This is a genomic window from Vibrio sp. 1-Bac 57, assembly GCF_037546855.1.
Taxonomy (GTDB): Bacteria; Pseudomonadota; Gammaproteobacteria; order Enterobacterales; family Psychromonadaceae; genus Psychromonas.
The window spans coordinates 48,304-65,472 of the sequence record NZ_JALAAC010000005.1 but is presented as its reverse complement, the minus strand read 5'-3'; the positions used below and the strand labels follow the sequence as shown (position 1 = coordinate 65,472).

The following is a 17,169-nucleotide window of genomic DNA, read 5'->3' as shown; positions in this document are numbered from 1 at the left end:
GAAAATAATGTCAAAAAAGCAAACCACAAACCCAGCGTCGGATAAGCGACTCAACTCTCGCTTGCAAGAAACGCCGATTGCAATTGTTGGTATGGCTTCGGTTTTTGCTGAGAGTAAAAACCTTGGACAATTTTGGGATACTATCGTTAATTCTGTAAATGGCATTCAAGATGTGCCAGAGGACAGATGGGCTATCGATGATTATTATTCTGCCGATAAAAAAGAAGCGGATAAAAGTTATTGTAAACGCGGCGCTTTTTTACCCGAGATTGATTTTGATCCAATGGAATTTGGTTTACCACCGAACTTATTAGAATTAACAGATATTACACAGTTAATGGCTTTAGTGGTTGCGCGTGATGTATTAGCTGATGCCGGTGTCAGTGAAGAAAGTAGTTTTGACCGTGATAAAATGGGCATTGTATTAGGAGTAGGTGGTGGCCAAAAACAAGGTGGACAATTAATGTCTCGCCTACAAGGCCCCGTACTTGAGAAAGTTTTAAAAGCTTCAGGCCTTAGTCAAGATGATACACAAGTTATCGTGGACAAATTTAAGAAGGCTTATATTCCCTGGGAAGAAAATTCGTTCCCCGGTATGTTAGGTAACGTTATTGCTGGACGTATTGCGAATCGTTTTAATTTTGGTGGTACTAACTGTGTGGTTGATGCTGCTTGTGCGGGTTCTTTATCTGCGATCAAAATGGCGGTTTCAGATTTATTAGAATACCGCTCAGATATGATGTTATCAGGCGGTATTTGCTGCGATAACTCACCATTCATGTACATGTCATTTTCTAAAACACCTGCTTTTACCGACGGAGATTGTATTCGTCCTTTTGATGATAAATCGAACGGAATGATGATCGGAGAAGGGGTAGGGATGATCGCTCTAAAACGTTTAGAAGATGCTGAACGTGACGGTGACCGAATCTATTCTGTTATTAAAGGTATTGGTAGTTCATCCGATGGTAAATTTAAATCTATTTATGCTCCTCGTCCAGAAGGGCAATTAAAAGCATTAAAACGCGCCTATCAAGATGCCGGTTTTGATCCAAAAACCTGTGGCTTAATTGAAGCTCATGGCACTGGCACTAAAGCGGGCGATGCAGCAGAGTTTAAAGGCTTAGAGTTATTATTTAGTGAAAATAACGATCAAAAACAGCACGTTGCCCTTGGTTCTGTTAAGTCTCAAGTGGGACATACTAAAGCGGCTGCAGGTGCGGCGGGTTTAATCAAAGCATCACTCGCTTTACATCATAAGGTGTTACCAGCCACCATTAATGTAGATAAACCAAATCAAAATTTAGATATTGAAAATACACCTTTGTATATCAATACTGAAACTAGACCTTGGATGCAACGTGCTGATGGCGCTAAGCGTCAAGCGGGTATTAGCTCATTTGGCTTTGGCGGCACGAATTTTCATTTAGTGTTAGAAGAATACACACAAAGTCAACAAGGTGCATATCGATTAAATGAGGTTGCACAGACGTTGTTATTTGCTGCCGATAATAAACAGTCTTTAATTAACACATTAAAAACTGAATTAGCTTCTTTGCAGGTAGACCCTGAACAACAACCCTATGCGCTTAATCAGTTGATCCTTTCGTATCCGATTAAGAAAGTAGCAGAAAAACAAGCACGCTGTGGTTTTGTCGCCAATGGAGTTGAGCAAACAATTAAGCTGTTGCAACAGCTAGTCACTCAATTAACCACTGATCAAAATAGTGAATGGTCAACACCGACTGGCCTTTATTATCGTGAGCAGGCGATGCCAACTAATGGCAAAGTAGTGGCTTTATTCTCTGGTCAAGGTTCTCAGTATGTCAATATGGGCCGTGAGTTGGTTTGTCATTTTCCAAGCATGATGGCTAGCCAAGCACACATTGACCAGCAATTCCATCAAGCAGGTGAGACAAGTTTATCTCAGTTTGTGTATCCTATTCCCGTATTTGATCAGCAAAAACGAGATCAACAGGAATTAGCGTTAAGAGCGACACAATACGCACAACCTGCCATTGGTAGCTTATCTGTTGGTTTATTCAATACCTTTAAACAAGCTGGATTTAAAGCAGATTTTGCCGCAGGACATAGTTTTGGTGAGTTGACTGCATTATGGGCTGCAGATGTTATATCTGAAGCTGACTTTATGAAATTAGCGAAGGCGCGCGGGCAAGCTATGTCGGCACCTGATAACAATACACAAAATAGTGAAGCATTTGACCCTGGCACTATGGCGGCAGTGATTGGAAATATAAGCGATATTGAATCAAACATTGAAGCCATTGAAGGGGTGGAAATTGCCAATTATAACGCAAATAATCAAGCTGTTATTGCAGGTACAACCGACGCGATAGCAATCGCGACAACGCAATTAACTGATAGTGGTTTTAAAGTCATCGCATTACCTGTCTCTGCTGCATTTCATACACCGCTAGTAGGGCACGCGCAGCAACCTTTTGCTGAAGCTATTGATGGGGTTAAGTTTAACAAACCTAAGATCGCAGTGTATTCAAATGCGACGGGTGAAGCGCACAGTGATGATCATAATCAGATCAAGTCTGCACTAAAAGAACATATTTTACAGTCAGTACAATTCAGTAAAGAGATTAATAATTTGTATGATGCTGGTGGGCGCATATTTGTTGAGTTTGGTCCTAAAAATGTATTAACACGATTAGTTGATAACATTTTAGGCGATAAAAATGATGTCGTAACCATTGCAACCAATAACAATCCTAAGCAGTGTTCAGATTTACAATTACGCTTAGCTGCCGTGCAAATGGCCGTGCTTGGACTTGAACTGGATAATATTGACCCATACTCTGCGGTAGTACGCCCTACAATAGCACCTAAAAAGTCACCACTAGCAATGAAGCTTTCTGGTGCATCTTATGTCAGCAATAAAACTAAAAAAGCCTTCCAAGATGAATTAACAGATGGTTGGAAAGTAGCACAGGCAGTACCTGTGTCTGAACCACAAATTAAAGAAGTTATTGTTGAAAAAATAGTTGAAAAGGTTGTCGAAAAAATAGTCTACGTAGACAGTCAAGGTAAGCGTTTAGCTGATCAAACGGGCGCCAATATTCAAGACCAAGCTAGTGCTCATTTAGCTACTAATGCTATTAATCGCATTAGTAATAATCAACAACAATTAGCTTCTAGTATTGAAAGCAGCGTAGAGCAGTTTGTTAAACATCAATCACAACTTCTCTCTGTGCACCAAGCTTATTTAGAAGGGCCGAATCAATACGCGGATACGTTTAAAACAGTACTTGCTGCGCAAGCAGGGCAACAAAATTTACCTGACGGGTTAGATAAAACACTTGCTATGTACCATGACTTCCAGACGGAAACGTTGCGTGTACACGAAACTTATTTAAACAATCAAACCGACAATATGCAGCAAATGTTGAATAATGTGTCGGCGGTTGAAGTGAGTGAAAACAGAACAACAAACTCTGTATCTAACTTAAAAAATCCTATGTATAACGTAACAGACTCGGCAACGGCAAGGTCTACTGATAAGCTTCAACCTGAAATGCAAGCTAATCAATTCCAAAGTAGTCAAAAGGAAAGTGTTGCGGCAAATGCTAATACAAATATCAGCACAGCCAATGATCTTGATTTACAACAACAACTAAAAGTAACACATGCAACGATTCAGTCTCAGCAAGTTAAACAACCTGCCAACGTAATAGCAGTCACTGAGACAAAGGCGGATGCTCAAGCTATTGAAAGCATTATGTTGAATGTAGTCGCTGACAAAACCGGTTATCCCACTGAAATGTTAGAGCTAAGCATGGATATGGAAGCAGATCTGGGCATTGATTCAATTAAACGTGTTGAGATCTTAGGCGCAGTGCAAGATCAGGTCACTGACTTACCGGAATTAGATGCTGAGCAGTTATCACAAATGCGTACCCTAGCGGAAATTGTTAACTATATGCACTCAGTGGTGGTAGTAAATCCAATGAGAGAGATCGTTGCTTCGGCTACTGCAATACAGGTCGAAACAGCGAAAGTTGATAACAATACTTCCTTGAATCTCAATGATATTGAAAAAGTGATGCTTAACGTGGTGGCGGATAAAACCGGTTACCCAACAGAAATGCTAGAACTGAGCATGGATATGGAAGCAGATCTTGGCATTGATTCAATCAAGCGTGTTGAGATCTTAGGGGCTGTACAGGATGAAATAGCTAATTTACCAGAGTTAGATGCTGAGCAATTATCGCAAATGCGTACCCTAGATGAAATTGTTGCTTATATGCATTCAGTGGTGATAGTAAATCCAATGAGTGAGGTCGTTGCTTCGGCTACTGCAATACAGGTCGAAACAGCGAAAGTTGATAACAATACTTCCCTGAATCTCAATGATATTGAAAAAGTGATGCTTAACGTGGTGGCGGATAAAACCGGTTACCCAACAGAAATGCTAGAACTGAGCATGGATATGGAAGCAGATCTTGGCATTGATTCAATCAAGCGTGTTGAGATCTTAGGGGCTGTACAGGATGAAATAGCTGATTTACCAGAGTTAGATGCTGAGCAATTATCTCAAATGCGTACCCTAGATGAAATTGTTGCTTATATGCATTCAGTGGTGATGGTAAATCCAATGAGTGAGGTCGTTGCTTCGGCTACTGAAATACAGCTCGAAACAGAAAAAGTTGCTAACAATAACGCTTTGAACCTCAATGATATTGAAACAGTCATGCTTAGTGTGGTGGCTGACAAAACCGGCTATCCAACAGAAATGCTAGAACTAACCATGGATATGGAAGCGGATCTAGGCATTGACTCAATCAAGCGTGTAGAGATCTTAGGCGCGGTGCAAGATAAAATTGTTGATTTGCCAGAGTTAGATGCTGAACAGTTATCTCAAATGCGTACTTTAGCTGAAATTGTGAATTATATGCATTCAGTGGTGATAGTAAACCCAGTGGTTGACGTCGTAGCTTCGACACCAGTTGTTACTGCCACACAAGTTGAAATAGCTAAAGTTACCAGCAAAAATTCCTTGAACCTTAATGATATTGAAAAAGTCATGCTTAGCGTGGTAGCGGATAAAACCGGCTACCCAACAGAAATGCTAGAACTAACCATGGATATGGAAGCGGATCTCGGCATTGATTCAATCAAGCGAGTTGAGATCTTAGGCGCGGTGCAAGATGAAATTGTTGATTTGCCAGAGTTAGATGCTGAACAGTTATCGCAAATGCGTACTTTAGCTGAAATTGTGAATTATATGCATTCAGTGGTGACAGTAAACCCAATAACTAACGTTGTAGTTTCAACACCAGTTGTTATTGCCACACAAGTTGAAACAGCGAAAGCTACCAGTAATAATTCCTTGAACCTCAATGATATTGAAAAAGTCATGTTAAATGTGGTCGCTGATAAAACCGGCTATCCCGTTGAAATGCTGGAATTAACCATGGATATGGAAGCTGATTTAGGTATTGATTCTATCAAACGTGTAGAAATTCTAGGGGCTGTGCAGGATGAGATAACTGACTTACCGGAGTTAGATGCAGAGCAATTATCACAAATGCGTACCTTAGATGAAATTATACAATACATGCATAGCGTTCAATCGAGTGCGATAGTATTGCCAGTTTTAAATGCAGAAATTAGCCCTGAAAAACCATTGGTTTTAGAAAATGCGGCGACAGAAAATAATTTGGAAATCAATTATGTTATTGATCCGTCTCCTAGTGCGACGGTAGAAATAAAAAAGCTTGCAACACTTGAGTGTATTAACTCAAGTGTTGATAACAAGAATCTTCTATTAGTTAATGATGGTTTAAATAGCTGTGTATTGATTGCCAATGAGTTATCTACATTAGGTTGGAATGTTAGTGTACTGACACCTGCTTGGGTGGTAGAGAAAATGACTAAGTCCTTTGATCAGAACATTGAGCGTTTGGTTTTACCTGAACTTTGTGAAAACACATTACACACATTATTAGAATCAAAGGAACAGTGGCAGTCGGTTATTTATCTGCATCCTAAAACAGCAGTTGAAGGGATTAGCTTTACAGAGGATCATAAAAAAGGATTACAGTTAGCCTTTCTGTTAGCGAAGTTAAGTAAACTTAACAAAATAAATAACGATGACCGTGTATCATTTTTGGTGTTAACACGCCAAGGCGGTGATTTTGCAACGAATAATATCGAACAAAAAGCGGATCTTGTGCAAGGTGGATTAGCTGGTTTAGTGAAAACAATCGCCCATGAGTGGGATAATGTGTTTTGCCGTATTGTTGATATTCCTAGTAAATATGCCGCTAATAAAGTTGCCAAGATAGTCGTCGGTGAACTCAATGACAAACAAATATTACCGGTTGAAGTTGGCTTTAATGAACAGGGGCGCCTTTCACTAGTCGCCAAAAGTACCGACAGTTATCAATTACAAAGTGATAATAAGTTAGATGAGAATAGTGTTTTCTTAGTGAGTGGCGGTGCTAAAGGAGTGACAGCACATTGTGTCATTGAAATTGCTAAACAATACCAGTGTAAATTTATTTTACTAGGGCGCTCAAGTTATCAGGCTAAAGAAGATGATTGGTCACTTAGTTATGCCACTGAGAGTGAATTAAAAAAATCTGCTATGAAACATTTGCTCAATACAGGTGAAAAACCAAGCCCTAAATTGATTAAACAGTTAATCGGACCGGTACTCGCTAATCGAGAAATAACACAAACCTTACAGAGCATTGAAGCTTTCGGAGGTATTGCTGAATACGTTAGCGCGGATGTTTGTGACCAAGAAAACCTTAAAGCAGTGATTCAACCAATTTGTGATTTGTGGGGGCCGATTACGGGTGTTATACATGGCGCCGGTGTACTAGCAGATAAATTTATTGAACAAAAAACATTAGCCGAATTTGATCAGGTATATAACACTAAAATTCAAGGGTTGAATGCATTGTTAGCTTGTTGTGAGTTAAGCACATTACAACATTTAGTGTTATTTTCTTCTGCAGCGGGCTTTTATGGTAACCCAGGTCAATCTGATTACGCGATTGCGAATGAAATCCTTAATAAAGCAGCTTACCGTTTTAAAAATTTATATCCAGCGGCGCAGGTGCTTAGTTTCAATTGGGGACCTTGGAATGGTGGTATGGTTACAGCAGAGTTGAAACGTATGTTCGACGAGCGTGGTGTATACATTATTCCTATTCAATCGGGGGCTACATTACTGGCCAGCGAGTTGGCGGCTAATAGCAATCGTTGTGTGCAAATTGTAGTCGGTACTGATATGTCTGGTAATCATGATGCTTTAGATACGAATGATACGGCTGCTAAGCATAATTCGTCTACTCAAGAATGGGCGTTAGAGGGGAATAATCAAACATTAATCGGTGTTAACAAAGTCGTGACAAAAACCTTTAATCCCGATAATAGTTTATTGATTGCAGATCATAAAATTGATGGTCAGCAAGTATTACCGACTGTGTGCGCGATGGCTTGGATGCGTTCAACTTGTGAAGCCTTGTATCCTGATTATTCTTATCAAAGTATTGAACACTTTAAGTTGTTAAAAGGTGTTGTTTTTGATGGTAAACAATCGATACATTACTTGATTAATACAACCGTGATCAGTGAGTCTGATTCATCCATTGCTATTGAAGTAGTGGTTAGTAGTGAAAAAGAACCCACTAAATCATTTTATCATTATCGTGCCGTATTGAATTTGATTAAACCTGGTTATCAACAAAATGCGGAGCAAATAATGTATCAAGGCATTTTACCGCAGCGAGTAAGCAAGCAGTCTGCACAAGCTAACGCTTTGTATTCAGACGGTAGTTTATTCCATGGTGAGAGTTTACAGGGCATTAAACATGTCCATCAATTAGATGAGTCTGGTTTATTAATCGAATGTGTTATTGAACCTTCAGCGCTGTCTGCACAAGGTGAATTTTTATTAGCTGACAATAATGTGTTAGCCAATGATCTGGTATATCAAGCTCTGTTAGTGTGGACAAGTAAAATAATGGATGCCGGTAGTTTGCCCACGAGCACTGGGCAATGGCAGTTATTTCGAGATGTAAAAGTAGGTGAAGATTTCTTTATAAAATTGACGATCACTAAACAATCAGGACAGTCGGTGCTAGGCGATCTTTTATTGATTGATCAAAATAATCGAGTGATTAGTAAAATAAGCGCAGCAGAAGTCACCTGTAGCGCAAGTTTACGTGAGTTATTTAAGGCTAGCGCTTAATAATGCTTGCTGTGATCGGTCTAGGGGGGAGTTTTACATCAGTAAAAGATATTGATGCATTCGATTACCACCTATACAGAAATCAATCTATTCCATTAGTAAAGCAAGGCCATTATGGGCCTGTTTTAACTGATGCCGAAAGGGTTGTTGAGCAGTTATTAACGGTAAATCATTTAACTGGCGATGATATTAACTTATTGATTGTAGATGAAGACAATTCATCTATTTTTCAGCCATTACTATCCAATACTGAATTCAGTACTAATTTTTTTGCTGTGAATACTGTTTTTTCGATTACAGAGGCATTGAAAAAGGCGCAAGAAGTAAGTTTTGTTGCTACAAATAACGGCAAGCTTAGCTACTCTCGCACTGTAAAATCAAATATCAGCACTGTAAACAATAAAGCAGCCATCATCCTTTCTATTAATCAACAATATTTAGATGGTGTTGCTGCATTATTAGTTTGCGATAAAGCTTTACTTGAACAACCACTATCGCAATTTCATTTATGTCATTGTTATGCTGAAATTAATGCATTTTCTACTTTGAATTATACAAAAACTTCTTGTAATGATGAAGTGAGTGAACATATACAAGATTTTTTATCGACTAATGATATTAATCCTGCTGAGGTTGAATCTATACTCACTGGTGAATCTGTAGCTAAAGGTTGTACAAGTGAACAAAACAAAGTTTACCGGCATCAGCATCAAGGCAGTTGGCTAAATGCCTTTCAATGTTTATCTAAACAACAAATTCAAGCATCATCTGGACAAAAAAAAGATCAAGCTAAGACAACATTATTAACGGCAGTAGAGTGTATTAGGACTGATTCGGTAAATTTCACTGCGTTAGTGTCACTGCTTGCTGCTATATTATGTTTAGATCAGCGCTATCGTTTAGGTTGTAAGCAAAGCTTGATTCAAAAGAAAAATAAAAAGCAGGGGGCAAAGCAAGCTGATAATGAAACACCGTCTATAACCGATTGGCAACATTCACCTTTTTACTATCTAGCCCATTCGAACAGTTATTTAAGTGATAATGCAAACGAGGGAGCTAATACTAGACCTCGTCGAGTGATTGTAAGCCATATCGGCCATGTAAAAGATTCGACGAAAGAACCTAATAAAGCTGAGGTTAAAAATATTGACAACAATACTTATAGTAATGGGCTGCTTGAATTAATTAGTGTGTGCGCAGCAGGCACAAAAAAAGGTCATAGTTTTAACGTAAATAACGGTTTTTTAGCTCAACAAGCGTTAAAACCAGTGATTTTTCGTGCTTCAAACATGCAATTATTATTAAAGTTTTTAAAGCAAACATTATTGCAAGCAATGGATATGATTTCTGCAAGTCAAACATTGTCATTTGTTGAATTTGTTAAGCAAAAAAATAATTTAACTTATTCGATTAATGCTCAAGTGGATGCTCAAGATAATAACCAAATCAATGCTAGACTCGCGATGGGTGAAGATACTCAGGCGCAGTTTTGTGTCGTGCTGTTAGCGTCTTCATTTACAACATTAGTGGAACAAATACAATTAGCCATTGCCGGTGTTAGCATTGCCCAGCAAAATAACAAACCTTGGAAAACACCTGTTGGGAGCTATTTTAGTGGGCAAGCAGTGAGTACCTTTAAAACGCTAAAATCACTTAGTTTTATCTACCCCGGTGTGGGCGCGTTATACGTCAATATGGGCAAAGATTTACTGCGTTTATTTCCTCAGTGTTGGCAATCATTATCCATGCTCAGTGATGATCTTGCACATAGCTTACAAGATACGTTGCTCACGCCACGTTTGATAGATGAAGTAGATTTCAATATGTCCTTAGCGCTAGAAAAGTCGTTACGTGCAGAATTAGCGAATATTGCTGAGGCAGGCGTTAGTTATGCGTGTTTATTAACTGATATTTTTCAGCAACAACTTGGTTTAAAAGCGACCAGTGCTGCGGGTTATAGCATGGGAGAAGTGAGTATGTTTGCTGCGCTAGACTGCTGGCAAACACCACAGTTAATGAGCCAACGTTTCAGAAATAGCAAGGTGTTTACTGAGCAGTTATCTGGTCCATTAAAACGCTTACAGAGCATTCAAAAAAACAGCCTAGATAAAATTACTGAGCAGAGTAGCTGTACTGTAATAAATAAAACACCAAATAAAACAAGCAATACTTCCAACAACAAAATCGATAAAAGCAGTGTTAGTCCAACTCCAGAACAACCTTTGTGGGAATCTTATCATATCAAAGCGGGGCTTTTGCAGGTTGAATCCATTATTGAAGAATTCCCAAGTGTTTATATCACTATTATCAATACGCCAGAGAGTCTGGTCATTGCTGGTGTGCCTGAACAATGTTTAGCATTAGCCAAACGATTAAATTTGCGTGCTATCGCTCTGAATGTACACAACATAATTCACTGTGAGTTAGCAAAAAGCGAATACGAAAACATGTTGCAGCTGTATTCTTTACCGATCAAACAAAAACTAAGTTGCCAGCTATTTTCAAGTTCTTGTTATTTACCGATACCTATCACGCAAAAAGCCATTGCCGTGAGTATTAGTAAATGTTTAACGGAATTAGTTGATTTTCCTCGCTTAATAAACAAAATAGCGGCATCAGGTGAAACGGTCTTTATTGAGATGGGCGCGGGTAAGTCCCTGAGTACCTGGATTGAACGCATTTTAAAAAATAGCACTCAGCCAATTACCTGTTTATCAGTTAACCAAAATAAATTAGATGATCATAGTGCCATTTTAAAAACCATCGCAGCCTTGTTGAGCCTTGGTTATCCTATTCATTTACAGCCTTTTTTTAGTGGTTCATTAATACGACCCGTTAAGAAGTTGTCTGCTTTAGTATCAGTATCATAGAGAGTCATTATGGAAAACATCGCCATCGTAGGTATTGCTAATTTATTTCCAGGGTCGAGTGCACCTGATGAGTTTTGGCAGCAATTACTAAAGCAACAAGATAATCGAACGCCAATCACTGAACATGAACTAGGTGTTAATCCAAACGACTATCTAGGGCGCAAGGGTGAAAGCGATAAATATTATTGTTTATATGGCGGCTACATTCGTGATTTTAACTTTGATGGTACTGAATATATTACTAATCAACGCTCATTAAATGGAAGGAAAGCAGTAACCGCCGATGATTTAAACCAGCTAGATGATTTACATCAATGGTCGCTGTACGTGACTAAACGTGCTTTGCAGGATGCAGGGTATTGGCACAGTGAAAAATTAAAAGATTGTGGGTTGATTCTAGGCAACCTTTCTTTCCCGACTAAGCAATCTAATCATCTTTTTTTAGAGTTATATCGTGATGTGGTAGAGCTTGCCTTACAGCAAACGATTGATTCAAGGTTTCAACTGTCTGCTTTTGTACCTACTAAAACCGTTTCTCCTTATAATGCACTTGTTGCCGGTTATCCCGCTGCTTTATTAGCTGAAGTTAATGGTCTCGGTGGCAATTATTTTTCCTTGGATGCTGCTTGTGCTTCATCTTGTTATAGCGTGAAATTAGCCTGTGATTATTTGCAAACGGGTAAAGCTAATATGATGTTAGCGGGGGCGGTTTCTGCTGCCGATTCTTTATTTGTGAACATGGGATTTTCAATCTTTCAAGCTTTTCCTGAAAATAATCGACATGCTCCTTTTGATCAAGATTCGCAAGGGCTATTTGCTGCACAAGGTGCCGGCATGATGGTGCTTAAGCGACATAGTGATGCCATTAAAGACGGGGATCGTATTCATGCTGTGATCAAAGGCGGAGCTTTAACCAATGATGGCAAAGGTGAATTTGTACTTAGTCCTAATAGTAAAGGGCAAATATTAGCTTATCAAGAAGCCTATAAAGATGCGCAGATTGATCCACGAGAAATTGATTACATTGAATGTCATGCAACGGGGACTCCTAAAGGCGATAAAGTTGAATTAACGTCTATGGAACAGTTTTTTAGTCAATATCATCATAAACCTTTACTTGGATCTGCAAAATCTAACCTCGGTCATTTATTAACGGCTGCAGGTATGCCTGCGATGACAAAAGCTATTTATGCACTTAACGAGAAAATGATCCCTGCAACCATTAATGTTGATAATGCCATTGCGACTAAACAGGGTTACTTTTCAGCACAACAGATCCCGACTCAAAATATAAGATGGCCTGAAACCTCACATTCATTAGATCATAAACATCAAAATACAGCAGGTGTTAGTGTGTTTGGTTTTGGTGGTAGTAATGCTCACTTAGTGTTGCAAGCGGGTGATAGCCCAAAAACAGACAATACAAATCAACTCAACCCTGTACAAAGTCTTGCTATTGTTGGAATAGACTGCCACTTTGGTTCGGTTGATAATGCATTCGATTATCAACAGTTATTAAATAGCAACGAAAATAATTTTGTCGATTTACCGGAGAAACGTTGGCAAGGGATTGATAAACAAGCATCAGTACTGAATCGAATGGGATTACAAAAAGCCCCTAAAGGGAATTATCTCAGCGAATTTGAGATAGATTTTTTGCGTTTTAAGATTCCGCCTAATGATCAAGATAGCTTGATACCACAACAGTTATTAATGATGAAGGTGGCTGACAATGCCGCTAAAGATGCTAACTTAACGCCAGGAAGTAATGTTGCTGTTTTGGTCGCTATGGGATTAGAGCTTGATCTACACCAATATCGTGGACGTGTTAATCTGCACAGCCAAATTAAGCAAAGTTTATCTGCACAGGGGATTGAATTAACCAAGCAGCAGTTGGCCGAATTGATTGCTATCAGCAAACAGAGTATTAACGAACCGGCGCAGCTAAACCAATACACTAGTTTTATTGGTAATATCATGGCTTCAAGAATCTCTGCATTATGGGACTTTAGTGGACCTGCCTTTACGGTTTCTAGTGAAGAAAACTCGGTGTATAAATGCATTGATATTGCGGATAATTTATTTAAAACTAGCGCGGTCGAAGCAGTTATTATTGCCAGTGTTGATTTAGCGGGAAGTATCGAAAATATTTCACTGAGGCAACGTTTTAGTGCAAGTGAAATGAATCCTATGGAAAATCGAGTTGCTGTAAATGCACATGTACAATCCCGTTCTGAACAACAATTACAGTGGTTAGTCGGAGAAGGCGCAGGAGCTATTGTTGTTAAAGCAAATTCTGCTCAGGTACTCGCACAAGTAAAGGATTTAGAAGGTGATAACTCACAGCTCGCAGACTCTCGAGTGAACGAATCTGATACAGTTTATGCAAATATTGAAGCTGTTAACTTTGCCCCTAATATCAATGCACAAAGTAATGTTGAGCTTATTTCTCGTACATTAGCAAAAGCACAGGTCAGTGCAGCACAAATTACCCAAGTTGAAGCTTTTGCCGCTGGTAATCAACAACAATTAACAGATGAACATCATGCTTTGACTACGCTTTATGCAAGTGCCTCTATTGTTTCTAGCAAGCAAAAGATAGGGCATTGTTATAACGCATCTGGCATGGCGAGCCTTATTGCAAGTGTATTTGCTGTTAAGGACAATAAACAAACAGACGGCGAACAAAATAATATTGTTGCACCAAGTCGTTATGTTGCAATAAATGGATTAGGTATGGACAATAGTATTGCCCATCTTATTATGTCTAATGTGAACGCGACTAAACTTGTTACTAAGGTAACAGCTAAGCAAACAACTAAGCCTTCTAAGCCAGGATTAATTAAAACGGTTACCCTAGGCGGTAAATCAATTTTTGATAGTATTTGCCAACAACAAAACAATCCACTCATTGAACAAATACAGCACTCTTTTAATAGGCAGTTTAAAGCCCCTGAAATGGCCCATTTAAATGCCTCCATCAATACTGCTAATAGCAGAAATAATGTTGAAACGATGACCGAAAAAACACAAAAAACAACAGGCAATATTGAAAGTACTGTTGGCGAAACAGATAAACAAAAACAGCATAGTCAAGTAGTAAGCCCAGTAGTAAGTAAAGTAGCAAGCCAAGTAAGTAGTGAAATTGAGCAACAAAGCCAAACTCATCAAGCATTCTTACGTGCTCGATTTATGGCTGAAAAGCAGATATCTACCTTGATCAAACTGCAGGCTCAGCTTGTAATGGATGAGCAAATACCGATGACTAATAATGAATTAGTTAATCCAGCGCACATTACGGCAGTTGAGCAGCCTTTAGGTCATTCAAATCAGCCATCAACAAACCTAGTTGGTTTATTGTCGATTCAGGGGCAAAGTGGGTATGACTATCCACCTTTGAAGTTGATCCCCAAATATAATAAACCTGCCAATATTGTTTTTGATACTGCGCAATTGGTGGAGTTTGCGGAAGGTAATATTGGTAATGTATTTGGTCAGCAGTATGCCGTTATTGATAGCTATAAACGCAGAGTACGTTTGCCGACTACGGATTATTTATTGGTAAGTCGAGTTACCGAACTTAGTGCACAAACGCATCAATATAAAAAATCTTCTATGTTTACCGAGTATGACATTCCTTTGGATGCACCTTTTTTAATTGATGGTCAAATACCTTGGTCTGTATCCGTAGAATCTGGACAATGCGATCTTATGCTAATTTCTTATATTGGCATTGATTTTCAGAACAAAGGTGAGCGTGTATACCGCTTATTAGACTGTGAATTAACATTTTTAGAAGAGATGGCTTTTGGTGGTGAAACCTTGCGCTATGAAATTCATATTGATTCTTATGCTAAAAATGGCGAGCAGTTATTGTTTTTCTTCCATTACGATTGTTTTGTTGGCGATAAAAAAGTGTTAATCATGCGTAATGGTTGTGCTGGTTTCTTCACCGATGAGGAGCTAGCAGATGGAAAAGGGGTGATTGCAACAGCTAATGACAAAGCACAATACGATAGTGCAATAAAATCATCATTTAGCCCCTTAATTGCTAATACTCAAACACAATACGATTATCAATCGATGTTAAAATTAGTGCATGGTGATATCAAAGGGTGTTTTGGTGATGCTTATGATCAACAGGGGCGTAACCCTTCATTAAAGTTCTCATCTGAAAAATTCTTAATGATTGAACGAATCACTAAAATTGATAAAAATGGGGGGCATTGGGGACTCGGTTTACTAGAAGGTCAAAAACAATTAGACCCTGAACATTGGTATTTCCCTTGCCACTTTAAGGATGACCAAGTGATGGCTGGCTCGTTAATGTCTGAAGGTTGTGGCCAAATGGCAATGTTCTTCATGCTCTGGTTAGGTATGAATAGTCATGTCAATAATGCACGTTTTCAACCGATGGCCGGTGAAGCGCAAACGGTGCGTTGCCGTGGTCAAGTTAGACCTCAAACTAATACTCTGACCTATAGAATGGAAGTGACTGAAATTGGAATGTCACCGTGTCCATTTATCAAAGCAAATATCGATATTATTTTGGACGGTAAAGTTGTCGTCGATTTTAAAAATTTGTGTATGGAAATAAAAGAGCAAGATCAAACAAGCCCTTATCCTGTATCCCTTCCTAACAATGTAAATCGCGTGAACAATGCAAATAATATTTCTATAAATCACTTGGGCGAAACCTCGGCACTAAGTGATGCCGCTTTAGGATTTGAACAAGGGAAATACAGTGTTGATCAACACAGTATTGACCAACACTGTATCGATGAACGAGGTATCAAACCGTTTCTAAATACAACACGACCACTGATGCGTGTTGAGTCAGACTTGAGTGCACCGACTAATAAAGGTGTCGTGCCAATACAGCACTTTGCAGCTCCTTATTTTGAAGGGCAGAATAGGCAACCAGATACGCTACCTTTTACAGCTTGGCACTTGTTTGAATTTGCAACGGGAAACATTAGCCAGTGTTTTGGACAAGACTTTGATGTTTATCAAAGCAGAACGCCACCAAGAACGCCCTGTGGCGATTTACAGGTGGTTACTAAGGTCGTTGATGTGCAAGGTCAACGTATGGACTTTAAAACGCCTGCTAGCTGTATTGCTGAATATGAGGTTCCGGAAGATGCCTGGTATTTCACTAAAAATAGCTGTGAAAACTGGATGCCTTATTCGCTATTAATGGAGATTGCATTACAACCAAACGGATTTATCTCTGCGTACATGGGGACTACCCTAAAATACCCGGAAAAAGATCTCTATTTTCGCAATTTAGACGGTCACGGAGAGATCATTAAGCAGATCGATTTACGTGGAAAAACCATCGTTAATAAATCTGTGTTGTTATCAACAAGCATGGCAGGTGGTGCAATAATTCAAAGCTTTAGTTTTGAATTAAGTGTCGATGCAGAAACAATATACCGTGGTGGAGCAGTCTTTGGTTATTTCAGTGCAGACTCATTAACTAATCAGTTGGGTATTGATAACGGACAAGTAACTCAACCGTGGTTTGTTGAGTATAATATTGCGGCAACTGATATTACACAGATTGATCTTACAGATGATACACTGAGTTTATTCAATTCATCTGCACAGAAGCCAAATTATCGTTTAGCTGGTGGGCAATTAAACTTTGTTGATACAGTGAGTATTGTTGAAGGTGGTGGAGATCATCAATTAGCTTACATTTATGGGCAACGCCACATTGATGCGAGTGATTGGTTCTTCCGTTATCATTTCCATCAAGATCCTGTAATGCCAGGCTCTTTAGGCGTAGAAGCCATTATCGAGTTGTTACAGTGTTATGCGTTAACCCATGATTTAGGTAAGCAATTCAGTAATCCTCGTTTTATTGCGCCAACAACTAAGGTTGCGTGGAAATATCGCGGACAAATTACACCACTTAATAAACAAATGAGCTTGGATGTGCACTTAAAAGAGATTATTACTAGTGCATCGGAAGTGCGCTTAATAGGCGATGCTAACTTATCAAAAGATGGTTTGCGTATCTATCAAGTGAAAGACATTGTTCTGAGTATCGTTGAAGCTTAAAGA

At 39.0% G+C, this 17,169-nt stretch carries 3 protein-coding genes; all 3 read left to right on the top strand.

Annotated features, from left to right (window positions below; all coding sequences use genetic code 11):
* The first annotated feature begins 7 nt into the window (after positions 1 to 7).
* The 3 genes from MT391_RS04695 to MT391_RS04685 are packed head-to-tail and all read left to right on the top strand — an operon-like array spanning position 8 to position 17,166.
* Positions 8 to 8,230: an SDR family NAD(P)-dependent oxidoreductase gene (locus MT391_RS04695; protein WP_499497066.1), complete on the top strand. Its 8,223-nt coding sequence runs from the start codon at positions 8 to 10 to the stop codon at positions 8,228 to 8,230.
* 2 nt (positions 8,231 to 8,232) lie between these two features.
* The gene (locus MT391_RS04690; RefSeq protein ID WP_499497065.1) at positions 8,233 to 11,100 is read left to right on the top strand and encodes a hypothetical protein; all 2,868 of its coding nucleotides are present in this window, start codon (positions 8,233 to 8,235) and stop codon (positions 11,098 to 11,100) included.
* Positions 11,101 to 11,109: 9 nt separating this feature from the next.
* Positions 11,110 to 17,166, top strand: a complete 6,057-nt coding sequence (locus tag MT391_RS04685) for a hotdog fold thioesterase (RefSeq protein ID WP_499497064.1) — start codon at positions 11,110 to 11,112, stop codon at positions 17,164 to 17,166.
* Positions 17,167 to 17,169 lie beyond the last annotated feature (3 nt).